The organism is Thiorhodovibrio litoralis, from assembly GCF_033954455.1.
Lineage (GTDB): Bacteria > Pseudomonadota > Gammaproteobacteria > Chromatiales > Chromatiaceae > Thiorhodovibrio > Thiorhodovibrio litoralis.
Map to the genome: position 1 here is coordinate 4,628,563 of NZ_CP121473.1, position 23,824 is coordinate 4,652,386.

The following is a 23,824-nucleotide window of genomic DNA, read 5'->3' on the forward strand; positions in this document are numbered from 1 at the left end:
TTGAGCGACAACGCGGAGGCGCTCCCCGCATCAAACCCGAGCAAATCGGTTAGAATTAGCCAATGCGCATCTCTCCCGATCTCCACACCCACTCCACCGCCTCTGACGGCACCTTGACGCCGACGCAACTGGTGCGGCGCGCGGCTGACGCCGGAGTGACTGTCCTTGCACTGACCGACCACGATACCTTAGCCGGTATCGACGAGGCCCGGCGGGCGGCAGCCGAATGCGCGCTGCATCTGGTCGCAGGCGTCGAGATATCCGTGACCTGGCATAGCCAGACAGTTCACATCCTGGGGCTGGATGTTGCTACGGAAGACCCAACGCTCAATGCCGGACTGAATAACCTGCGCGACTTTCGCCGCTGGCGCGCTGAGGAAATCGGCCGGCGTCTCGACAAGGTCGGTTATGCCGGGGCCTTTGAGGGCGCCAAGGCGCTGTCCAACGGCCGGCTAATCGGGCGCATGCATTTTGCGCGTTTCCTCACCGCGCGCGGAGCGGCCGAGAATGTCCGTGGTGTCTTCAAGCGCTTTCTGGTCAAGGGCAAGCCGGGGCATGTCAGCGGGCAATGGGCCGAACTGGCCGATGCCGTCAGCTGGATTGGCGCCGCCGGGGGCCAGGCGGTCATCGCCCATCCGGCGCGCTATGGTCTCACGCGCTCGAAAATGCTGCGCTTGATCGGCGAGTTCAAGGAAGCCGGCGGCACCGGCATTGAGGTCGTCTCCGGCAGCCATAGCCGCGATGAATATTTCGTCTTTGCCCGCCACGCCCGCGAGCAAAATCTACTGGCCTCGGCGGGCTCGGACTTTCACGACCCAGCCTACCCGTGGATCGAACTCGGACGCCTGCCGGCTCTGCCCGAAGGCTGCACCCCGATCTGGCACGACTGGGCCTGCGTCCCACACACAGAAGACCCGCAGAACCGCGCCGCGGCCTGAAAATCTCAACCCCTTCGACAACGCCTGATCCACGAAAGCCGTACCCAGATGGCGCAATTCTTCGAACTACATCCAGACAACCCGCAGCCGCGACTGGTCGAGCGGGCCGCGGAGATCTTTCGCAACGGCGGCGTGGTCATCTACCCCACCGATACCAGCTATGCACTCGGCTGCCATCTCGGCGACAAAGCCGCGATGGAGCGCATTCGCCGCATCCGCAGGCTGTATGACAAGCACAACTTCACCCTGGTGTGCCGCGACCTGTCAGAGATTGCCACCTATGCGCGCATCGACAACCAGGACTACCGCCTGCTCAAGTCCCTGACCCCCGGACCTTATACCTTTGTCTACCAGGCCACCAAGCAGGTGCCGCGTCGTCTGCTACACCCCAAGCGCAAGGCCATCGGCATCCGCGTCCCAGACACCCCTATTTGTCTCGCCCTGCTCGGCGCCCTCGACGAGCCCATCCTGAGTACCACCCTGATCATGCCAGGGGACAGCGACCCCCTGACCGACACCTATGACATGCGCGAGCTGCTCGGGCATTGCGTCGATCTGATCATCGACGGCGGCTTCTGCGGCACCGAGCCCACCACGGTGGTGGACATGACCGGAGATACGCCCGCAATCCTTCGGGCGGGCAAGGGACCGGCTGAGGCGCTTGGTTTGTGACTTCAAGCAACAAACAAAAGCGCGCCCATTTTCCTCCAAGCCTCCAACTCTTGAAGATCAGCAAACTATCAGTAGCCACAATGCTTGGGGTTTGGGTCGGGTAACGTGCGCGGGGGTCTCGGCGGCAGGACGCCGCCGGGAAGCACCCGATTTGAAAATTGGGGGATGTATTCACGGCGTCCCCCGCGCGCGTTACCCGACCCAAACCTGGCCCGAACCCATCTATCACTGCCACGAAGATCGACAGCTCATCCACACAGGACAGCGAGAGCCATTAGCCCGAAACTGAGCCGGTTTGCACTCCCGTCGCCTGCTCCACAAAAACCCGAGTCTCGTCAATCAACTCCGCGAGCAGCGCCGGCGGCAGCGCATCGCCGCTGTGCGCGAGCGACAGGGCGCGGGTCAGCAACGCCCCCTCGGGCGCTGACAAAACCCCGCTTGGCAACACCTCGGTATGCAACCAGACGCCGGCAGTCTGAGCGGTGGGCGCCTCCTCGCGGCCAGTACGCAGACAGGCGGCTGCCAGCAGGGATTTCATCAGCAATTCCATCGCGGTAGCCATACGGCCATGCTCAGCCAACACGCCAGATGCCTCGAGGTTGTCGCGTGCACGCTTCACCAGACGGGCGCTGGCCGCATTCGGCTGTGATTGCGGCGGGGGCTCATAGAGCGGCTCGCTGTCGGCGACCGGCGAGGCGTCGCCCAGGCGATTCAAGCTGGCGAGCGTGCGTTTATCGATCAGTGCCACCGGCACCGCAGCCGGCAGTTCGGTCGTGATCTCGGCAGCAAGACGATCATCCTCGGCACTGACCTGATCGAGCACCAGCAGCAGGCCGCCGGCCAGCCCCTGACGCGGGCGGGTGCCGAGAATGCGCTCGATGCGAATGCCGAAGCGCTGCTGCAAGCCGAGCACCACCTGGCGAACCGCCTCGTTGTGCGCGGCATTCTCGCCGCTGCGCTGGCCTTGCGCCAAGTTCGGGGGTGCAGAATCTGCCAACTCGGCGGGTGCCTCGGGGGCCTGTTCCCCGGCTGTTTCCGCAGCTGATTCCGGTCGCACATCCGGGTCGGCCTCCGCCGTGGTGGCCAGGTCCTCGGCCAGCACCTCAGCCAGGCGCTTGGAGACACCAACCACTTCCTCGGTCGCGTCCGGATCGACCACATTGTCGAACAGATGGCGTTTGCCCTGCACCAGCGACAGCACATGTTCCTCATAAGAACCCGCCGCCACCAACAGCAGAATCTGTACCTTTTGCGTCTGCCCAAGACGATGCACCCGGGCAATGCGCTGATCGAGCACGGCTGGGTTCCAGGGGATATCGAGATTCACCAGCACGGCGGCATTCTGAAGATTGAGCCCCACGCCGCCAGCGTCGGTCGAAAGGAACACCTGGACGCTATCATCCTCACGGAAGGCGTCCATCAGGGCACCGCGCTTCACCGTAGGCACACCGCCATGCAGGCGGACCGTACCCAGCCCCAGCGCGCGGGCGCGCCGCTCGGCCAGTGCGGTCATGCGTTCCCATTGCGAGAAAACAACGGCTTTTAGGCCCGTGTTGACGCACAGCTCGGTCAAAATGGTTTCCAGCTCATCAAGCTTGGGCGAGCCGACACTGTGCTCATCCACTAGCTCCGCCGCATCGCAGGCCATGCGCGCACGCTGCAATGCGGCCATCATGCGGTTCTGTTCCGAGGGCGTCAGCGGCCGGCGCTTCATGATCTGCGCCAGACGCGCAGCGGCACTGACCGCATCATCATGAATGTCCTGCTGGGCTGCGGTCAGCTCCAGATCGATGCGGGTTTCGATGCGCTCCGGTAGCTGATCACGCACCAGGGTGCGGTCGCGGCGCAACATGACGGACTTGAGCCGCCGGCGCAGCTCGGAGAGATTGCGGTAGCCGAGCACCTTGCCGCGCTCGTCGGTGATGTGAAAATCCACCATGTAACGCCACAGCGGGCCAAGCACCCGGGCGTCGATCGCCTGCATCAGGCTGTAGAGATCCTCGAGCCGGTTCTCAAGCGGCGTGCCGGTCAGCACGAAGGCATAGCGCGAGCCGACACGCTTCACCGCCGAGGCGATCTTGGTGCGCCAGTTCTTGATGCGCTGCGCCTCGTCGAGAATCAGCAGGTCCGGGCGCAGGCGCTCGTTGATGACGGTGAGGTCACGCATGACCAGCTCATAGTTGACGACGAAAAAGCCCCGTCCGCCGCTATATTGAACCTGGCGCGAGCCAATTGGCCCCTGGATGATCTGCGCGCGCTCGCCAGTGAATTTCTCGATCTCCCGCGCCCACTGCAGCTTGAGCGAGGCAGGACAAACGATCAGCACCCGCTCGACCTGCTCGTGGCGATGCAGCCAATAGGCGGCAGCAATGGCCTGCAAGGTCTTGCCCAGACCCATGTCATCGGCGAGCAGCGCGCGTCCGTGGCCGGCCAGAAAGGCCACACCCTCAACCTGGTAGGGATAGAGCCGCGCCCGCACACCCGGCAGCTGGCCGCCACCGGCGCGAATCTGCTCGCCGATCGCCCGCGCGCGCACCTCACGGCTAGCATCCTCGGCCAGGCGGCGCGCATAGCCGGCGGCATCATCGCCAATCAGTAAATCCGGGCGCTCACCCAAGCGCGCGGCAAAACGCGGAAAGTCTTCCGCCGGGCGGCCGCGAAAGTCGCCGCTGGCATCGAAATAGTCATCAAGCAGCGGCTCGAGTGCCGGATCGGTCGCCGCGCCCCGATGCAGGCGAATGCGCGGCGCGCGCTCTGCCTCCCAATCCAGATACACATAGCCCACCGGCGGCGGCTGGCGCTTGAGCTCATCGATGCGCGGATGCAGCTTGTCGATGCGATGCACCACCGCCTCGATATGCTTGCAGGTGCCAAGCTGGTTGGTGGCAAAATCCGGGCAGGTACAGTAATTGGCTCGCGCGGCGAGCGAGCGCACATGCACCCGGTAGCTGACCGGAAAGTGGGTGGTCGACTGCACCGAGCGCGCGCTCCAGGTGCCATAGACGGGAACCTCATCGAGCAGCTCCGCAGTCAGGGGCGCGACCTGCACCTCTGCGCGGCCACGTGCGATGCGTTCCTCCAATGCGGCAACCTGGGCATCGCGCACCAGCTGACCATCGACAGGCTCCTTGGCGTGGTCGATCAGCAGCGCCAGGGCATGGACGCAGAGCTTGCCCGCCGAGGCGTCATCTCCATCTGACTCATCGCGTTCGGACAGACACTCGCAGGCGCCGGTCAGGCCGACTTCTTCGCCCCAGTGCAGCTCGACCCGGAACAGCGCGTCATCGGTTTCGTCTTCCACCTCTCCTTGCAGGTAGTGTCCCTCAAGCACGCTGGAGATGACACGATGTTCATTGGCATAGCGCACCGCGTCGCGCAGGGTTCCGTGGGCGGACAGCGCGGCGAGCTGGTCGTGGTCGAGCAGGAATGGGTCGCTTGCGTTCATGGCAATGTGCGGATCAGGGGCAGTGCGTTTAGCAAGACCGCAGACATAAAAAGCATGTTCGAGCCGCTACATGCCAGCTTGCTGAAAGGCAACTAGGGAAGGAATCATGATCGCGGCCACCATGCCGAGCAGGGCCAGGACGAGAGCCAGCAGCAGCAGGATGCCAAAGATTTTGAAGTAGGTCGCCAGCCGTTCCAAGGCACCCAAGAACGCGCCCTCGTCGCCGAGCCGTTCCGCTTCTCCGATCAGATCGCTCGCCTTGTAAAGCAAGAAGCCCATCCAGATGGGTAGCCACGCCACCAAGATGCCGACGATGGACAGGGCCGTCAGACCTCCCTGAATCATCAGCAGAACACCAGCAAACTTCATCCAGCCGCGTGCCTTGGACAAAGGGCCAACAAAGCGCATGATCGCTGCATCTGTCATATTCGAGCTCCTGTTGTGAGATCCGAGAAATGATAACGGCGGACTGGCAAGATACCGCAACCCTGCCGCGCCTGTGTCGGTGTCGAATGCGTCCCGCAGGGAATCATCGCGCATTCAGCACCGGCGCTAAAGGTAACCCGTCGCCAGGGTTGCTGCCGAGATTTTTCTGACCGCGCGGCGCTTGGCGGAGGCACCTTACCCCACCGTGCCGCCGAGCATCCTCAGCAAGGCATCCAGCACGCCGACCAGGCTTTCGCCCGCCACCAGACCGGCGGCGGCGACAATCAGGAAGCGGCGCTGCCAGTTCGGCACCAGGGCCCGGGCGAGCAGGCCAAGCAGCGCGCCCAGGCACAGCGCCAGACTGATCGAGGCTGGAATCACGAAGGCGAAGCCGAGCGCCGGCGCGCTCGGCACCCAATGCCGGCGCTCCGCCGGGACCAAGGCTTCGGCCACGGCCAGCGCGATACCCATCAGCGCGGCGATGGCCATGGCCGGCACCGTGCCGGCGGGCAGGCTGCCGAGCCCCGCGGCCAGGACCTCGGCCACCGCTTTCCAGGTCGCCACGGCGGGCGCCGGCCACTCGGGTGTGAGCAGCATGGCCTGGGGATCGGGGATCAGAATCAGATAGGCGGCGCTGCCGGCCAGCGCGCCCGAGAGAATACCGAAAACCTGCGCAATACTCTGCAAGCGCGCCCGCGCGCCCACCAGCATTCCGGTTTTGAGGTCATGTAGCAGGTCGGAGCATTGGCCGGCCGCGCCGCCGGTGACATTGGCCGCCATCAGATTGACCGTGGTATTGGTTGGCGCCAGCGCGCCGAAGCTGAGCTGGGTGATCTTGCCAAGCGCGCCAATCGGCGGAATGCCGGTCTCACCCGAGACTCGCGCCGCGACTATGGCCAGAATAAAGGTCAGCAGCACCGCGAGCACGCCAAGACCGATCGGAATGGCGAAGATGGCCTGTTGCGCCCAGGTCGAGATCACCAGGGCGATTGCCAGCCCGCCCCAGAACCAGCTCCAGGGGATGTGCAAGCGGACGGCTTCGGATTCGGCATCAGCCCCGCCATGCGCATCGGTCGGCTGAGCTCGCACCTCGCCCCGGCGCGCCTTCCAGCGCCGCGCCATGCGAAACAGGGAAAAACCGAAAGAAGTCAGGGACGCGACCAGCATCAAGGTCACCCCCGGCCACAATAACCAGTCGAGCAGCGCGGTAAACCAGGACATCGTGGGATCGGCGGGGCCAGGCGGAATCCATCCCTGGGCCACCGCCCAAGGGCCCAGCCAGCCCCAGGCCAGCAGCGCACCGGCGAGCATTGACACACCCACCCGTGCGCCGACGATGGCGCCGAAGCCGATCATCATCAGCGAGGGTTCGAGCACAAAGCCCAGATTCCGCAAGCTGAGCTGGGTGACACCCTGAGCAGCCAGCCCCCAGGCCGCTGCGAGATCGACACCCCAGGATTTGGATAAGGGAAGCACCAGCGCCGGCAACCGCACCCAGAAGGCATCGACCGCCTTGACCAGGCCGGCCATCAGCCCCGCGCCAAGCAGCCAGGCAATGCGGGCCATGGCCTCTTGTCCGCGGCCATAGATTTCGCGCAGAGTCTCAGCCGCCGCCACCCCGTTGGGGAAAGGCAGCTGCTCCTCAACCAGCATCTGCCGGCGCAGCCCGATGGCCATGACAATGCCGGTGAAGCTCACGGTGAAGACCCACAGGGCCAGCAGCGGAAAGGCCAGCTCGCGCCCGGTCAGCAGCGTCAGTGCGGGGATGGGCGCCACCAGACCGGCGGAAATGATCGACGCGGCCGAGGAGGCCGTGGTCTGGTTGATGTTGTTCTCGAGCAGGCCCCATGGCCGGGCCAGCCCAAGCCGATGCAGACCCGCCCAAAAGCCGTAGCTCAACAGCGCCGCGGCAATGGACATATTGAACGACCAGCCGATCTTGAGCCCGCTGTAGATATTGCAGGGCGCGAGCAAAGCGCCGAGCACAAAGCCGGTCAGCACCGCGCGCAGGGTGAGTTGTGGCGGCGTGGGAGAAGTCACGGCCCTAACAAACTCCGCTGGTTACCCCGGACAAACGGGGGATTCCGCCCCCTGATTCTCGGTTCAAGCCGACAGCCAGCTTTTCACCGAGGGCATGTCCGGCACCCCGCCGCTATGCACCACCTGCCCATCGATCACCACGCCCGGCGTGCTCATAACACCATGGGAGAGAATTTCCCCCATGTCGGTGACTTTCTCGAGTCTGATTTCGACCCCCGCCTCGGCGGCGGCGCGCTCGATCAGCTCGGCGGTGACTTCGCAGTTGCGGCAGCCGCCGCCCAGGACCTTGATGGTTTTCATGCTTATGGTTTCCTTGGAATTCAGGCCGCCAGGGCGTTGAAGCCCCAGCCAACCAGGGTGAATGAGACCGCCAGCACCGAGGAACCGGAACGGAAGATGACAGGATAACGCCAAAGCCCGCCTTTATGGAGTAAATTGGCACCCACCCAGCCCTGACGCACGACTTACCAGACCAAGGCGCTGGACCAGGAATTTCGAGAAGATTTCGCGCCGAGTGGGGTGAAAACCGAACATTGGCGCCCGTGTGACGGAGCCTGCCGGAGAAAAAATCGCTGCCGCAGGACCTCTTGGCCATAGGGGGCCGCCGCCTGCGCTGTGAGCAAGCGGTAGACTCCTGGCGATATTGAGCTCAGAGCAAGCGTAATCGAAACGGTCGTTGCAGGCGCTGCTCCACCTCTTGGGGATCGAGCCAAGGGCCGGTGAGGGTATTGCGGATGAAGCCGATGGTGGCCTGCACCCCAAGCTGCACGAATAGCGCCGCGAGCGCCTTGGAGAAGCGTGCCAGGGTGTTGATCAGATGCGCCAGACGCATCAGCAAATGATAGCCCTTCATCGCGTTCCACTGCTTGGCGAAGGCATGTTCGTAGCCGTAGCCCTGGTGCTTTTCGACCAAAAACGCCCCTTCGATGCCCCAGCGGTAGCGCGCCCCGAGGTTGCAGCGGGTATGCACATTGAGCCGGCTGAGGGGGCGCGAGGAGAGCCAGACATGGCAGGCGTGCTTGGTGATGATCTCCGCAGTCTTGGGGTCCACCACCTGCCAGTGTTCGTGGCAACTCACCACATGGACCTCAAGGAACTTCTTGCCATTGGGTCCATACTCGTAGCGAATCGCGTTGACCCACTGAAATTGCTGCTGGCGCTCGCCCCATGTCTGTTCGCAGCGATGCTCCGGGTGCTCGTGGGCCAAGCTGCGATACTCTTCCCAGACAGTTGGCAGCGAGCCATCCTTAAGCACGATCATAAAATCCCAGTGGTAGGAACGACAGCGTTCCATGATCGGGCCGTTGGCATAGAGCCCATCGAGCAGCAGCATCACCGGCAGACGGGGAAAGGCGTTTTTGATGCGCTCGGCCAGACGGTGAAAGGCCTTGGTCTCGCAGTCCTGCTTGCGCTGCTCGCCCTGCTCTGGGGCAAACTCAAGGAACTCGCTCATCAACGGAATCACCATCCCGTTACGGAAGCACAGGCTCGCCTCCAGCACATAGACGTAGCACTGATATTCCTGCTCCTCGTCGCTGTCGGGGTCCACCTTGGGACCGACACGGCGTTGGGATAAATGCTCATCCCACAGCACGGGAAAAGCGAGTTTCTGCGAGCCATCGATCCCGATGGGGTAACAGTTGTTGATCAGGTAACGCGAGAAGGCTTTGTTGCGGATCAGCCGCCGGACGAGCTCAAGATGCGCGTGGGCGATGGCGTTGACATCGATGCGCGCGAGCAGGCGAAACAGCGTATCGGCGTGAGGAAGGGCGTCGAGTTGCGGGAAGAGCAACCGCAGGTTGGCCTCGAACATCGGCCGGGTAAGCTCCCCATTGCTCGCGCGTCGTGAGCCATACTGAAACACAAACACCAGGATCCCATAGAGCATCAGGACGGTGAGTTTGTGTTTGACCTTCTTGGGGTGACGTGGATCGGGGATCTTGCCGAAGCGTTTGAGCAGGATCGGCAGCATCTGGCGCATGATCAAGATCAGTGTCGTCACCGCCTCGGTGCGCGCCGCGCGTTCCTCGGTGTTGTCGCGGAAAGGGCAGGTGCGATTGGACGGGGTAGCGCTCGGCGGCGGACTCAGTCCCGCTTCACGTTGCTGTTGGCGCAAGCGCTTGTGTTGGTCTTTTTTTTTCTCGCGTGCGCTTTGATCTCCTCGCGTCCCGGACGCCGGCTTGGCTTGCTCATCGCTCGTTTTGACCTCGCAGTTGATGGGAGCACAACAGGGTTCGAAACTCCGCCTGCAAGGACTTGGCAAACATCAGCTTGGGGCGGGTGTGGTAGGTTTTCCCCGGACGCACCAGGCCTCTGCCGCTGGTGCGTCCCAGCAGCGTCCAACCGGCGGCGCGGTAACAGCTGCCGCGAAAGCGCTCGGGGTCGACGAAGGTCTCCAGCAGCAGCGGGCGGTAGCCCCAACAGGCGTGCCAGTCCTCACCGATCTGCCGAGCCAGTTGCCCAAGCACATGACTGGCAAGATGGGGCACCTCAACGCCTGGGAAGATGAGAAAACGGCTGTTGTTGACCACCCAGGGCAGATTCGCCAGGCGCTGGCGCTCGCTCCACCCAATCCAATGGTCGCGCGCCGTCAGGGCTTTGGCGGCACCGCTCAGAAGCACGCAGCCCAGCCAATGCTCGCTGGATTCGATCAAGTAGCGTGCCCAATAGCCGAAGGGTTTTTTATAGCCCAGAGGATGACACTGCGCGAGGGCGTCATTGAAGCGGTGCTCATCGGCTCGGTCACTGACCAGGCGCAGGTGCACCGGTGCAAGCGCCGACAGGGAACTCACCACGGATCGGCGCTGCCGGGGAGCGCGAGCGACCGGTGCGGCCCGCGCGTGCGGGCCGGGATGACTGAAGCGTTCATCCAGAGCCGGGCGGCGCAACTGCCCGGCCGCTTCCAGACGCGCGAGCAGCTTGGAGCAGGCCTGAAACTTTGGCCGGCCCGCGGGCGTGAGCCAATCGAGGTGTTCGCACAGGGTGGCAGTGAGCTCCGTGCGCGATAATCCGGGGAAACGTTCGGCGAAGGTGCGAATGTAGGCCAGATCCTCGGGCGTGATGTCCCGACCTCCTTGCCGCCAAGTTGTTCGAGCTTCATCGTGCATGCGCTGACAATCTCTTCGCGGGAGTGACTCAGGATCGATTCTGGCATCACGCGCGGGCTTTGTCTAGCCGCTTTTGCGAAAACATTTTTTCCGCCCGCCCCTCAGGCCTTGCCACCTGTGGGGGCGAGTGGTTATGCGTCAGGGCTGGCACCCACCTCCTGAAGTCACCTTGGCCCGCCTGTCGATCTGTGCATTTCCTGCTGATTTCCCGCATTCTCGGACTCTTCGCGATGCTATTCAGCGCGACGCTAACGGCACCGATCCTGGTTGCCTGGATCTACCGCGAGCCGAGCATCGTCCCGTATTTGCAGCCGATGTTTGGCTCTTTCGTGCTGGGGCTGGCGCTCTACCTGGCCGGCCTGAAACGCGACTCGGGGCTGACGACGCGCGATGGCTTCCTGATCGTCACCCTGTTCTGGGTGCTGGTGAGCGTGCTCGGTGCCTGGCCTTTCATGGCCGCGCTGGTGCTGGGGCCAGTCGATGCCCTGTTTGAATCCGCTTCCGGCTTCACCACCACCGGCGCCACGGTGATCGTCGATCTCGATCAACTGCCCCGGTCACTGCTGTTCTATCGCCAGCAGATTCAGTGGCTTGGCGGGATGGGCGTGGTGGTCCTCGGTCTCGCGGTCATTCCGATCCTGGGTATTGGTGGCATGCAGCTCTACCGCGCCGAAGCGCCCGGCCCGCTGAAGGACGAAAAGCTGACCCCGCGTCTTGCCAAAACGGCTCGCAGCCTGTGGTTGCTGTACCTGGTGCTCACCCTGAGCTGCGCGCTGTGTTACTGGCTTGCCGGCATGGATGGTTTCGACGCCATCGCCCATAGCCTGAGCACCGTCTCGACCGGGGGCTTCTCCACCCATGACGACAGCCTGGGCTACTTCGACAGCGAAGCCATTGAGATCGTCGCGGTGCTGTTCATGCTGCTCGCCGCAATCAACTTTGGCGTGCATTTCCTGGTCTGGATGCGGCGCGACCCGCGCCTGTATCTGCACGATCCCGAGGCGCGGGCCTTTCTGATCTTCGTGGCAGGGACCGTGCTCTTGGTGGGATTGATGCTCTGGGCTGACGACCACAGCGCCGGGCTGCATCTTAGTCTGCGCGGCGCGGCTTTCGAGGTGGTCTCGCTCGTGACCAGCACCGGCTATGGCATCGTCGACTACTCGGCCTGGCCGGATTTTCTGCCGATACTGCTGATCGTGATCAGCTTCGTCGGCGGTTGCGGCGGCTCGACCGCCGGCGGCATCAAGGTGGTGCGCGTGGTGCTATTGATGAAACAGGGGCTGCAGGAACTCAAGCGGCTGATCCACCCGCACGCCATCCTCAAAGTGCGGCTCGGTCATCGCGTGGTTGAAGCTGGGGTTATCCAGGCGGTCTGGGGGTATTTTGCCCTCTATATCGTTGTTTTCACCATTATGAGCCTGCTGATGATTCATGCCGGCCTCGATCCCATCTCCGCCTTCGCTGCCGTTGCCACCAGCCTCAACAATCTCGGCCCCGGACTGGGCGAGGTGGCCTTGAACTTCGCCAGCGTCAGCGACAGCGGAAAATCCCTGGCCGTGATTGCGATGATTCTGGGACGGCTGGAAATCTTTACCATCCTGGTCATGCTGTCGCCGGAATTCTGGAGGCCCTGAGCGCGCAATCAGCCCTGGCGGGGCGGTGCTTGATTGAGGATGTCGTCAACCACCGACAGCAGCCGCTCGACATTCAGGGGCTTGGTCAGATAGGCGGCAAAGCCGGCCTGCTTGCCGCGTTCACGCGCCTCGGGCATGGCCTCGGCGGTGACGGCAACCACCGGTATCTGGCGCGTCGCGGTGCGCTCGCGCAGCTGGTCTAGCACCTCATAGCCAGACATTCCCGGCAGCAGCAGATCGAGCAGGATGAGATCCGGCGGCTCACGGCGGGCGATACGCAGGCCTTCTTCCGGCGTGGCGGCACAGCGAATGCAAAACTGCGGGCGGCGCGCGAACAGGCGCGTGACCAGCTCGGCATTGGCCTGATTATCCTCGATGTAGAGCAACCTGCGCTGAACCGCCTGTTCATGGTCATGGCGCTGGGGCCGGGACTGGGGTTTGCCAGCCGTGGGCTCGTCCCCGCTAGCTTCGGGCTCGCACACGGGAAGCTCAAACCAGAAGGCACTGCCCACGCCCGGCTTGCTATCGACACCGATCTTCCCCTCCATCAGCCTGATGAACTCCTTGGCCACTGCGAGTCCAATGCCGGTCCCCGGGATTGCCGCGCGATCGGCATCCAGTCGCTCGAACGGGCGGAACAGGATCGCGCACTGCTCCCGCGACAGACCCGGGCCGGTATCCAGCACCTCCACCCGCACCTTGTCCTGAGCGCAGGCACAGTCGATGGTGACGTGACCATCGTCGCGGTTGAATTTGATCGCGTTGGAAATCAGGTTCAGCAGCACTTGCTTCAGGCGAATCTCATCAGCACGCACCCAAAGCTTGCCATGGGTTTCGCATTCCGTGATCAGCGCAATACCGCGGCTGCGCGCCAGGGGCATGGACAGCGAGACACTGCGCTCGATCACCTGAACCAGATCCACTGCTTTGGGGTAAAGCGCGACATGGCCGGATTCCAGCCGCGCTAAGTCCAGCACCTCATCGATCAGCTGCAACAAATGCTGACCGGCGGCGAGGATTTCCTGCACGTTTTCGAGTTGGTCAGGAGATAGCCGGGGTTGCTCGTCGGTCTCAAGCAGCTGCGCGAAGCCGAGAATCGCATTCAGCGGGGTGCGCAGTTCGTGGCTCATGCGCGAGAGAAACTCCGACTTAGCGCGGTTGGCGCCTTCAGCCTGCTCCTTGGCGGCGAGCAACTGGCTGGTGCGCTCGCTGACGCGGTCCTCTAGCGCGTCGTTGAGATTGCGCAGCTCGCGCTCGCGTGCCGCGAGGGTGTCGAGCATCTCGTTGAAGCGACGCGCCAGGGCGGCAATCTCGTCATGGCCGCGCGCCAGGGCGCGGATTTGCGAGTCCCCCTGAGCCACGCCGCCGGCGACAGCGCACAGCGCCCACAGGCGGCGGGTCAGACGCGCACCAATCAGCCACGCCAGCAGGGAGCCGACCAGAATCGCGATCACGGAGTAGATCACGCCATCGCGAACGACCACCGCCAGCTCCCGCTGCGTACCCTGCTGACCAATCCCGACCCGCACCCAGCCGACATGATGCTCACCAGCACGCACCGGGGCGGCGGCATCGACCAGGGCCGCACCGCGCTGCAGAATGGCGCCCCGGACATCCGTGGGCAGATCGACCAGATAGCTGCCGCGGCGCGCGCGCTCGGTATGCGCCAGCACCTCGCCTTCGCGATCGGTCACCAGCGCGAAGCGCAGTTCCGGGTAGCGACGCTGGGCTTCGACGATCTCCTGCAGACCGGTTAGATCGCGCGCCAACAGCCAGCCGGCGGTTGAGGTGGCCAGGGTCCGCGCCAACGCCTGCGCCTGCTGAGTCTGCTGATTGAGCAGCATACGCTTCTGCCGCTCGGTGAGATCCCAGACAAACAGACTCATCATCACCGCATGGACCAGTGCCACGCCGATGATCAGCTGCGCACGGACGTTTTTGAGAAAAGACAGTCGCGTCTTAGTCATCCGCGTGACCAGGCTGGCCCATCCCCGGCTGCTTCTGTGCGGCGGACGACGGCGCGGCGGATGACGGCGCGGCGGACAAGGGCGCGGCAGCCGGAGCGGTCACCGGACTGCTGCCCCCGGCAACCGGCGCCTCGACCGGGCGCACCTCGCGCTCGAAGCGATCGACGAACCCGCGCACCAGGCCTTGGTAGTCCGTATCTGTCGCCGGATGAAAGCGCGCGGTTTCCATCGCCGCCAGAATCGCCGCGCCGCCCGCTGCCTGGTCCAGCTCCAGCAAGCGCGCGCGCAACGCGGTGCTGAAGGCCTCAGGCAACCGACGATGCACCATCACCGAGTTATTCATCAGCGGTTCGGTCTCCCACAGCACGGTCAGTTTGGCGGCCTCCTCGGGAAAGTCGCGCTGATACAGGCGCCAGGGCGGCGGCCAGGTGGCGCCGGCACCGGTCTCGCCAAGATAGACATTCATGATGGAGGATTCCTGCGAGCCGACATAAAGGTTCTTGATGTCCCGGTTCACATCCAGGCCCTGCTGGTGCAGGAAATACTGCGGCATGATGCAGGCAGCCAAGGCCGTCGGCGAGGGATAGCTGACCTTGTGCCCGCGCAGATCAGCCACCTGCGCAATGCCGGAATCCACCCGCGCCAAAATCAGCCCTTTGAAGTCTTCCGCGTCCCCGGCCATGGCGATGACCCGATAGCCCGAGTCCATCGCGATCAGCGTCTGCCATGGGTTCGGCAGCAGAATGTCCGGTGTCTGGGCGCGAATTTTCTTCTCATACGCCTGATAGTCGCGCGACGCCTCAAGCACGATGCGCCCGTCCTCCAGCTGCGCGTTCAGATAGTCGACCAAGGGCTGGTAGGCGTCGATCAGCTTGCGCGGGTTGTGCAATGGGTGAATGGCCAGGCGATAAACCGGCATGCCGTGCGCTGGCTCGGCGCGATATTCAAGCTCCGCGGGCGCATCGGATTCGCCACCGCAGGCCGCGAGCAGCAGCGCCACAAGGCACCACAGCGCCAGGCGCCAGAAGCGAGCCACAGGCGGCGGAAAGGCATCCCGATGGACGTTCAGGCAAGAACTCAGGGGAGAGTAAAGCGGGGAGTCCGGCCGAACATGGGGCGCGGGCGGAACGCACGGGCGCAGGCGGGTCATAAGCGGATCACAGGTGCGGACATCTCACCTAAAGGTAGCCCAAGCTGACACTCCCTGCCGAACAAAGGCGCGAACGATCGCAAACATTCGTACCAGATCGCGCAATCAGACCTGTTGCACCGCCATACCCACACAAAAGTTGCGAATATGTGATAGCACTCGCAGCCCGTTCGCTTGCACTCGAGTATTCTTTCATTACCGGGCCGCCCAGGATGACGGTCTTGTTACAGTGATGTAGGCACACCGCCCGGTAACCCGAAATATCTGCCAGCTCTGCCCCACCAACGAGACTTGTCTGTGCCACAGCAATCTCCCAAGAGCCAGCAGGTGACTGACTTTTTGGTTCTTGGGAGTACAGGACGATGCGCAGATGGCTGATCAGACAGGACCGCCCCAACGGTGGCGTTCTGAGCTTTGCAGGAGATCCCGCGTTCGAGGCGCACTGGATGCTGAGCGAGGACCCACCCACCGAGAATGCGCCGCAACCGGGCCCCGACGAGCGCTACTGGTTTCGCACCGGCGATGACGATGATGATCTGATCGTGCAGTTCTTCAACCTGCACTGGGAGGACACCCCGCCCAAGCCAGCGCTTGCGCGCCGGCTCATGGCCAAAGCGGTCATCGAAATCAACCAGATGATTGGCGAGCGGTTTTAGAACACAATACCCGTCTAAAACCAAAGGCTGGTCGGACCGGGACAGAGAATCACGCAGAGGCACCAACCTGAGACGGGCCGGGAACAAACCGGCCTGCCTCCGCGCCACTTGAGTAAATCAGCGGGGCGGCCGCGGCCGCCCGCGCCCGTCGCGCCAGTGTCTGCGACGGCTTTTCGCCAAACAGCCTTTTGTACTCCTGCGAGAAACGGCTCAGATGGCGGAACCCCTGCGCGAATGCCACATCGGCCACCCGGGTCGATCCGGGCGCAGCTGCCGCCAGCTCGCGCCTGGCCTGGTGCAGCCGGTACACCCGCACGAAGCGCAGCGGGCTTAAGCCGAAGCGTTCCTCGAAGGCGTATTCCAGCGTGCGCTGCTTGGCCCCAGCCGCCTCACACAGCTCACTGACGCTCGGCATCAAGGAACTGCCCTCGCTGAGATACTCAAGCGCCTGAGTGACCACCCGATATCTCGATGCGCCCGCACGCGGCGGCGGCAGGCGCTTGCGTGCAGTCTTGCACAGATCAAGCAACCGTTCCGGCAGCTCCTCCTCAAGCAACGCGCTCAGGCGCGCGGCCTTCTCCGGATTGAGACGCGCCTTTCTGACGATTTGCCGCGCGCCCGCCCCAGCATTCTGGCGCCCCCGGTCACGCGGTCCAGCCGTGACCAAAACGCGATTCAGCCAAGCGGCAAAGTCGGCAAATTCTTCCGGCCCTAACAACAATCCGCCGCGCCGCACCGCAGCATCGCTCAAGTGCGCGGCATCCTCGCCCAAACGACGCTGCAGAAATTCCTGGTCAAGCAAGATGATGAAATGGGCATATTCGGCGTCAACGATGGCATCGAGTGCCCCTGGCTCACTGATGCGAATCGCCGTTGGCTCAGGTCCGTGCCCGAAAAAGCGGGTCTCTTCGCCAAGCTGCAGGGGCACCACCACAACCAGCTTGCCGGGCGGTGACATCCCTCTCAAGCGGGTGGTCACCGAGAACTGCTCGCGATAGAGCACTACTGATTGGGTTGCCAGATAATGCTTGCGATTGAAGAAGCTCTGCTCCCCCATAGGTTCGGACATCACCTCCCAGGGTCGCGATGTGGCCTCAAAGACGATGGGATCATCGGTCTCGATATAGCCACACGCCAAGCCAAAATCCTTTGCTGATGTGTCGTTTTGCATCGCGCTACCTCCTCCCGCTGATCCTACAGGCCCACTTGGCCTCTGTTTCGTTCATGGATATTGCCGGTGCGGGCGACATCAAATCGCATTCGCCACCAAGAAACACACAGAAAAGCTACAAACGAGCAATCTTGTACCACAACTCTGTGCGCTGGAGCGCGTTTTGATCAGGGATTTGCGAATAAGTTCACAAAATCCCCGAAGACATTCACACGCAAGTCGCCCCCCCGGCTCCTCCGCAGGTAGGGCGGATTCCAAGACTTCACGTGCTTGCTTCTCAAGCCTCTAACGCACATGCGCTTGCTTGAAGACGACAGCCAATTAAGCGGGATGGCCGCTATGTCAATGCCCCGTAGTCCCGGTCCTTTAGCAAACGGCTGATGTGGCCTTCCTCTTCGCGCATGGCATCGAGCAGGCGGGCAGCCTCGGCGGCATCGAAGGGTTGCATCAGTTCCAGTTGCTCGGCAAGCCAGGCCATGCGCTCGAAGGCGCCGCTGGCAGCAACTCCGCGAATGCGATGAGCGACGGCGCGGATGCTCTGCTGGTCGCCGCCCTGGTCGCCGCGCTCGGCGGTACGTTGGGCGGTGAGCTGGGCAAGCTGCTCCAAGCCTTCGGTGAAGGCGCCTTGCATGATCAGCTTAAGCATCTCCTGGAGGGCATCCTCTGCACCGCCGACGCGCTCGAGTAGCGCTTCGCGGTCGAAATGCACTAGCTCGTTGCCGGTAATGGAATCCGCTCCGGCTGGCGACGACGCTGGCGGCTGCTTTGGCGGCGCGGATGAAGCCGCCTCATCTGAAGCCGCCTCATCTGAAGCCGCCTCATCTGAAGCCGACTGATCTGAAGCCGGCGAGGATGGAACTGGTGTAGATGGAGCTGGCGTGGATGATTGGGGCGCTGGTTGTCGCGTCAACCAGTGTTGCAGGCACTCGCGCAACTGATCCGCGGCGATGGGCTTAGTCAGGTAATCATCCATGCCCGCTTGCAGGCAGCGTTCCTTCTCGCCTTTCAGGGTGCCGGCGGTCAGGGCGATGATGGGCACACGCCTGCCGCTTTCGCGCGCGCGGATCTGGCCGGTTGCGTCATAGCCGTTCAACCCCGGCATTTGTAAGTCCATCAAGACCAGATCCGGCGTGTGTTGAGTAAAGTGGCGCACGGCTTCTTCACCGCCACTGGCTTCCTCGATGTGCGCTCCGGGAAGCACCTCGGCGACCAGGTGTCGTGCCAGTGTGAGGTTGAGCGGATGATCGTCCACCAGCAGAATCCGCAGATCAGACTGGGTCGTGGCGTCGGCCTTGGCTGCAATCTTGGCAGCCATGCTCCCACCAGCGACGGCGACGGCATCCTCACCGGCGATGCCTCTGGCATCCTCAGCAGCATTCGCGGGCGCGACTCCATCCCCGCGCGCTGTCTCTGTTCTAGCCAGCGCACCGCCAAGCTTTAACTCAACCAGGGCGTTGTAAAGCTGGCGACTGTCGATCGGCTTGTTGGCCATTTTATGGATGCCAAGCGGGTCCGCTTGTGCGCGCAGTTGGACATCTTCAACCAGGCTGTGCAACAACATGATGCGCAGCGACTCGGGGCCAAGATTCAGCTGCTGGCGAATCTTACCGATCACCTCAAGCCCGTCCATGAAAGGCATCTGGTAGTCGACGATGGCGATGTCGACAGCCTGCTGCTGCAAGAAAGACAGCGCGGCCAGTCCGTTGTCAACCGTGGTACAGCGCACGCCGACGAGATCAAGCATGTCTTGGATAATCTTGCCGTTGTTCAGATTATCGTCGATCACCAGTGCATGATGTATGGTATCGAGCACGGCCTGATCGGCCAGCCGATCCAGAGCCCGACCGCCTTCGCAGGGCAGGCACACGCGAAACGAGAAGGTGCTGCCCTGACCCGGCTCGCTGTCGAGCTCAAGCCGACTGCCCATCAAGCTCAGCAGGCGGTTGGAAATCGACAAGCCCAGTCCGGTGCCGCCAAACTTGCGCGTGGTCGAGGCGTCCTCCTGGGTGAAGGCGTCAAAAATGCGTTCCTGCTGATCAAGTGCAATCCCGCACCCGGTGTCGCTGATGGCAAAGCTCAGTTCGCTGATGCCGGGTGTCTGCGTGGGTTCTGCGCTGATGTCGATGCGGATGTGGCCGGCCTCAGTAAACTTGATGGCGTTGCTGATCAGGTTGATCAGCACCTGACGCAGCCGGATGGGATCGGCGTGGATGACTTGGGGCACCTCCGAGGCGATGTGCAACAGCAGCTCAAGCCCCTTCTCGTTGGTCTTGTAGCGCACCACATCGATGATCTGGCGCGTCAGTTCATCGAGGTCAACCTGCTCCGGCGACAGCTCAAGCTTGCCCGCCTCGATCTTGGAGAAATCCAAAATGTCGTTCAGCAAATCGAGCAGCGATTTGGCCGACTGATTCACGTAGCCGACATAATTGCGCTGAGTTTCACTCAGCTCCGACTGGCGCAGCAGATCGCTAAAGCCAATCACGCTGTTGAGCGGGGTGCGGATCTCGTGGCTCATGTTGGCGAGGAATTCCGACTTGGACCGATTGGCAGCATCCGCTTCCGCCCGCGCCTGTTCGAGCGCTTCGCGAATTTTCTTGGCCTCGTCGATGTCCTGAAGGGTGCCGAACAGCCGCTTGCAGCGCCCGTTGTCGAATTCAGCATTGCCGATAGCGCGCACCCATAAGACCTTGCCGCTGGCAGTGATGATCTGCACTTCCAGATCATAGGGAGTGCCGTCCTCCATGGCCTGTGCGATCGCCTGCTGGAGTTTCGCGCCGGTCTCTGGCGTGTAGAAGGCAATCGCCCGTTCGTAAGTGGGCTCGAAGTCCGGCGGAACCTCGTGGATTTCGCGGATGGAGTCGGTCCATTCGAGCTTCCCATTGACCAGGTCATATTCCCAGCCGCCCACGCGCGCGACCCGACTGGTCTGATTGAGGAAAGCATGGGCGCGCTTGAGCTGACGCTCCGCCTCGTGGCGCGCGCTGATGTCGGTGATATTGGCAAAGTAATGTGTGACCTGCCCCGTGGCATCGCACAGCGAGCCGGTTGAAAGATGCACGGGGAACCGCTCGCCGTTCTTGCGCTTGAACACCAGCTCGAAATCGCCGGATTCACCACTCAGCGTTTTTTGCATCGCCTGAGTGATGGCTTCGCACTCTTCTTCCGGCCAGCAAGGGAAGGGCGGTTGCCAGCCGAGCTGCTCCTCCTCGCTGAACCCGGTCATCCTGCACAGCGCCTTGTTGGCGACCTGCTGCCGCCCCTGCGCGTCCACGACCGAGAAGCCATCGGCCATGTTGGCGAGCAGTTGCTCGGAGAATCGCTGGCTTTGCTCAAGCGCCAAACGGGCTGAAACCTGCCCGGTGACATCCTGCACCGTGCCCAGAGCACGCATATTCCGGCCATCGACAGGCGGCAGCGCGCGGCCGCGGGAGCGATGCACGCGCTCATCCCCATTCGGCAGCAGAACGCGGTATTCCTCGTCCAACTCGACGCCATGCGTCAGCAGTGCTTCATAAGCCGTCGCCACCCGCGCCCGGTCATCGGGGTGGACCATCTCCAGCGCCTGGTGAAATTTCAGGTCCCCAGACGTGCCGCGTTCCTCGGGTGTGAGCAGATGTTGGTCCCAGGTGATGGTTCGCTCGGGCAGCGCGATACTCCAGACTCCGATCTGGCTGGCCGCGAGCACCGCCTCAAGCTTGGCGGTTTTCTCTTCAAGCTGGGCCAGGTTGTCTTTGCGCGGCTGCGGGGTTTCTTGCTCGTTAGTCATCGTCTTGGGTAAGGTCATGCACGCTCAGGAGAGTTTACTGAAAGAGTCGGTCAGATTGTGCATGTCAAAGTATAGCCAGACTTCGCAGACTGGATATCGCTACTCAGGGTTTCGCCCTGTTAACGCGCCAATGCGAGCAAGGCGTCAAGGTCGAGATTGGCCTCGCAATGGTCGGCAAGCTCATCAAGCGCGGCTTCGGTGCGGGCGATGAAGTCCAGTGCTGAGGCTTGGGCACCAACCTGCTCAAGCCAGTGGGCGCGGAACGCGTCGCTTGAGAACAGGCCATGCAGATAGCCTCCCATGACGCGCCCATCGGCGGACATGGCACCTTCGGGCCGGCCGCTTGCAGTGTTTTGGGTGGAGCCGCTGGTCGCGCTGCCCGCGTTGGTTTCTGCGCGAATAGTACCGACGACTCCGGCGGGCGCATCATCCGCAGCGCCAGCTGCGTTCTTGGCCCCATCGCCCAGCCGCAGCCAGGGACGCTCGAGCGCGGGACCAGTGGTGCGGCCCATGTGCATTTCATAGCCGCTGATCGGGCAGCCGCTGGCCAGCTCGGTCGCGGCGATGTCGAGCAGACGTTTGTCGGAGCTGATCTCGGTGACCATGTCGAGCAGGCCAAGCCCGGGCGTGTCGCCGGGCTCGCCTTCGAGACCCTCGGGGTCGCGCACCAGGGTGCCGAGCATCTGGAAGCCGGCGCACAATCCCAGCACCCGGCCACCTCGACGCACGTGGGCGAGGATGTCGATATCCCAGCCCTCGCGGCGCAGGGTGTCGAGATCGGCGCGCGTGGCCTTGGAGCCGGGCAGAATCACCACGTCGGTATCGGCCGGCAGCGGCTGGCCGGATTGCAGCCAGCGCAGGTCGACCGCCGGTTCGGCCGCGAGCGGGTCAAGATCGTCGAAATTGGCCACCCGCGACAGGCGCGGCACGGCGATTTTGAGCGTCCCCGCACCAGACCAGTCCTGCTCCGCCGGGCGTTCGAGCGCGAGCGAATCCTCAGCCGGCAGACGGGAGGCCCCCTCGAACCAGCGCAGCACGCCAAGAAAGGGCCAGCCGGTGTGGGCGGTGATGGTCTCGCAGGCGGGCTCAAACAGCGAGAAATCGCCGCGAAATTTGTTGACCAGATAGCCAACCACCCGGTCGCGGTCAGCCTGATCGAGCAGCAGCCAGGTGCCAACCAGGGAGGCCATGGTGCCACCCTTGTCGAGATCACCCACCACCACCACGGGCACGCCAGCGCGCTCGGCGAAGTGCATGTTGGTGATGTCGCAGTGGCGCAGATAGATCTCCGCGCCGCTTCCCGCCCCTTCCACCAGCACCAGATCGGCCTCGGCGCACAGACGCTCGAAGGAGTCGAGCACCGCCGGCATCAGCCCTTGGCGCATTTCGTGATACACCCGTGCCGGGCAGTTGCCCAGCACCCGCCCGCGCAGCACCACTTGGGAGCCGATGTTGGTCTGGGGTTTCAGCAGCACCGGGTTCATGTGAATCGACGGCGCAACCCCGCAGGCGCGCGCCTGCAAGGCTTGCGCGCGACCGATCTCACCGCGCGGGCACTCGCCATCGGGGCCGGGTGGGGCGTCAGTGTCTTCGGTCACCGCCGCATTGTTGCTCATGTTCTGCGCTTTGAAGGGGCGCACAACCAGCCCGCGCCGCTGATAGGCACGGCACAGCCCGGCCACCATCATGCTCTTTCCGACGTCGGAGGCGGTACCCTGAATCATCAGCGCGCGCGCCCGTCGGGGGCCGTGGGTGGCGAGCGGGGGCAAATCCAGCTTGATGGAAGGCGGCTTGGTTGGAGACGATTGGTCAGAAGAATCGTTGTGTGGATCTTGCATGGAATGACTTCAGGTAGAGGGAACTCAATTGGACGCTCAAAGCTGGAATATCGACAGGTCCGCTATACTCATCACAAATGGTTTAAAAATAAACGAACTCAGAATCTGCTCACAACATCCCTTTGCTCTTCACCCGCACCCGCTCATAGAGTTCCTCCATCAGCTCGATGAAGGAATTGTCCCGCTCCCAAAAGCGAGGGAAGTCCCCTGCCTTTCGCACCAGGATGGCCGACACCGCGGGCGGGGTTGCCGGCTCGATCTCGCTCGGCAGCCGTTTGCCACCGTTCCAGAAATCCCGATAGTCAGGCATTGCAACGGCCGGCTTAGGTCGGGTGAAGAAGGACTCCACCGGCTCCGGCGCAGCGGTTCGCGCGTCCGCCATGGACACCAGAGCCTGCCCCAGAGGTGTGGCGCTCAGCGCCTTGTGCAAGCGCTCGCGCGAGAGCCCACGCAATTCGAACAGCAGAAAGGGATCACTGTCGAGCATCCCGGCGAGCCGGTAGTAGACCCCGGCGATGTGCTTGCAGGGATTGGCGTAGTCCGGACAGGAGCATTCAGTCTGGGCGAAATCCTTGCGGCTTTGCGGCAACAGATGCAGGTGCAGCCCGGCGAAGACCTCATCAATCCGCTCGGGCATCTCGCCCATCAACAACTGCGAGACCAGGCCGGCATTGCTGCCGAGCGTGGCGATGGCCTTGTTCCACTCCTTATCCGGAATCGGCGCGAGGCGCATCTGGATGTGATACTTCGGCTCCTTGTAGACACCGAAATAGGGATTGACGTTGCCGCGCACCGTGGCGCTGACCAACGCCTTTTCGATACCAAAGCTCAGGATGCGGCGGTCACCGCTATAGCCGCGCCCGCGCCGCAGGCGTCCAGCATCCATGCAGCCTTCAAGCGCAGCAATGAAGCGCTGTCCCCACCAGGTTTTGCTCTGTTGTGCCATTCTTTTTCTCCAGCGCCCAATCCAACATTCGACCCAGCCATTCGGACCAGCACTCAGGCCTTCGC

General features: G+C 63.1%; 16 protein-coding genes. 4 read left to right on the top strand and 12 right to left on the bottom strand.

The annotated features are described in order from the left end of the window. The first annotated feature begins 62 nt into the window (after positions 1-62). Positions 63-938 carry a PHP domain-containing protein gene (locus Thiosp_RS21150; protein WP_201063598.1) on the top strand — a complete coding sequence of 292 codons (876 nt, stop codon included), beginning with the start codon at positions 63-65 and terminating at the stop codon, positions 936-938. A 48-nt stretch (positions 939-986) separates the two neighbouring features. Beyond that, the gene (locus tag Thiosp_RS21155; RefSeq protein ID WP_201063596.1) at positions 987-1,610 is read left to right on the top strand and encodes an L-threonylcarbamoyladenylate synthase; all 624 of its coding nucleotides are present in this window, start codon (positions 987-989) and stop codon (positions 1,608-1,610) included. 274 nt (positions 1,611-1,884) lie between these two features. Here the strand turns inward: Thiosp_RS21155 and Thiosp_RS21160 are convergent, their stop codons facing one another. The 6 genes from Thiosp_RS21160 to Thiosp_RS21185 all read right to left on the bottom strand — a co-directional run bounded on the left by Thiosp_RS21160 (position 1,885) and on the right by Thiosp_RS21185 (position 10,628). Next, positions 1,885-5,055 carry a DEAD/DEAH box helicase gene (locus tag Thiosp_RS21160; RefSeq protein WP_201063589.1) on the bottom strand — a complete coding sequence of 1,057 codons (3,171 nt, stop codon included), beginning with the start codon at positions 5,053-5,055 and terminating at the stop codon, positions 1,885-1,887. Positions 5,056-5,121: 66 nt separating this feature from the next. Next, positions 5,122-5,595 carry a DUF5362 domain-containing protein gene (locus Thiosp_RS21165; RefSeq protein ID WP_242518253.1) on the bottom strand — a complete coding sequence of 158 codons (474 nt, stop codon included), beginning with the start codon at positions 5,593-5,595 and terminating at the stop codon, positions 5,122-5,124. An 81-nt stretch (positions 5,596-5,676) separates the two neighbouring features. After that, positions 5,677-7,521, bottom strand: coding sequence for an OPT family oligopeptide transporter (locus Thiosp_RS21170; protein WP_201063587.1), 1,845 nt, complete (start codon positions 7,519-7,521; stop codon positions 5,677-5,679). Positions 7,522-7,584: 63 nt separating this feature from the next. Further along, the gene (locus tag Thiosp_RS21175) at positions 7,585-7,821 is read right to left on the bottom strand and encodes a thioredoxin family protein (RefSeq protein WP_201063585.1); all 237 of its coding nucleotides are present in this window, start codon (positions 7,819-7,821) and stop codon (positions 7,585-7,587) included. Between the two features lie 349 nt (positions 7,822-8,170). Beyond that, positions 8,171-9,637, bottom strand: a complete 1,467-nt coding sequence (locus Thiosp_RS21180; RefSeq protein WP_323696692.1) for a transposase family protein — start codon at positions 9,635-9,637, stop codon at positions 8,171-8,173. Positions 9,638-9,710: 73 nt separating this feature from the next. Then, positions 9,711-10,628: a Druantia anti-phage system protein DruA gene (locus tag Thiosp_RS21185; protein WP_323696693.1), complete on the bottom strand. Its 918-nt coding sequence runs from the start codon at positions 10,626-10,628 to the stop codon at positions 9,711-9,713. 230 nt (positions 10,629-10,858) lie between these two features. Here Thiosp_RS21185 and Thiosp_RS21190 point away from each other — a divergent pair, with 230 nt between their 5' ends. Further along, a complete protein-coding gene (locus Thiosp_RS21190; RefSeq protein ID WP_201063025.1) occupies positions 10,859-12,262 on the top strand; it encodes a TrkH family potassium uptake protein in 1,404 nt (467 codons plus the stop codon). A gap of 8 nt (positions 12,263-12,270) precedes the next feature. Here the strand turns inward: Thiosp_RS21190 and Thiosp_RS21195 are convergent, their stop codons facing one another. Next, the gene (locus tag Thiosp_RS21195) at positions 12,271-14,229 is read right to left on the bottom strand and encodes an ATP-binding protein (protein WP_201063024.1); all 1,959 of its coding nucleotides are present in this window, start codon (positions 14,227-14,229) and stop codon (positions 12,271-12,273) included. Then, on the bottom strand, positions 14,222-15,379 hold the full coding sequence (locus Thiosp_RS21200; protein WP_201063023.1) for a PhnD/SsuA/transferrin family substrate-binding protein: 1,158 nt from the start codon (positions 15,377-15,379) through the stop codon (positions 14,222-14,224). The genes Thiosp_RS21195 and Thiosp_RS21200 overlap by 8 nt, the downstream gene beginning before the upstream one ends. A 362-nt stretch (positions 15,380-15,741) precedes the next feature. Here Thiosp_RS21200 and Thiosp_RS21205 point away from each other — a divergent pair, with 362 nt between their 5' ends. Next, positions 15,742-16,035: a hypothetical protein gene (locus Thiosp_RS21205; protein WP_201063022.1), complete on the top strand. Its 294-nt coding sequence runs from the start codon at positions 15,742-15,744 to the stop codon at positions 16,033-16,035. Positions 16,036-16,084: 49 nt separating this feature from the next. On the opposite strand, the gene Thiosp_RS21210 is transcribed toward Thiosp_RS21205, so the two are convergent. From Thiosp_RS21210 to Thiosp_RS21225, 4 genes are all read right to left on the bottom strand, one after another. Beyond that, on the bottom strand, positions 16,085-17,206 hold the full coding sequence (locus Thiosp_RS21210; protein WP_201063021.1) for a helix-turn-helix domain-containing protein: 1,122 nt from the start codon (positions 17,204-17,206) through the stop codon (positions 16,085-16,087). Positions 17,207-17,543: 337 nt separating this feature from the next. After that, positions 17,544-20,993: a response regulator gene (locus Thiosp_RS21215; RefSeq protein WP_201063020.1), complete on the bottom strand. Its 3,450-nt coding sequence runs from the start codon at positions 20,991-20,993 to the stop codon at positions 17,544-17,546. Between the two features lie 101 nt (positions 20,994-21,094). Next, complete coding sequence (locus Thiosp_RS21220; protein WP_201063019.1) at positions 21,095-22,813, bottom strand: cobyric acid synthase; 1,719 nt, start codon at positions 22,811-22,813, stop codon at positions 21,095-21,097. Positions 22,814-22,922: 109 nt separating this feature from the next. Further along, on the bottom strand, positions 22,923-23,759 hold the full coding sequence (locus tag Thiosp_RS21225; protein WP_201063018.1) for an SWIM zinc finger family protein: 837 nt from the start codon (positions 23,757-23,759) through the stop codon (positions 22,923-22,925). Positions 23,760-23,824 lie beyond the last annotated feature (65 nt).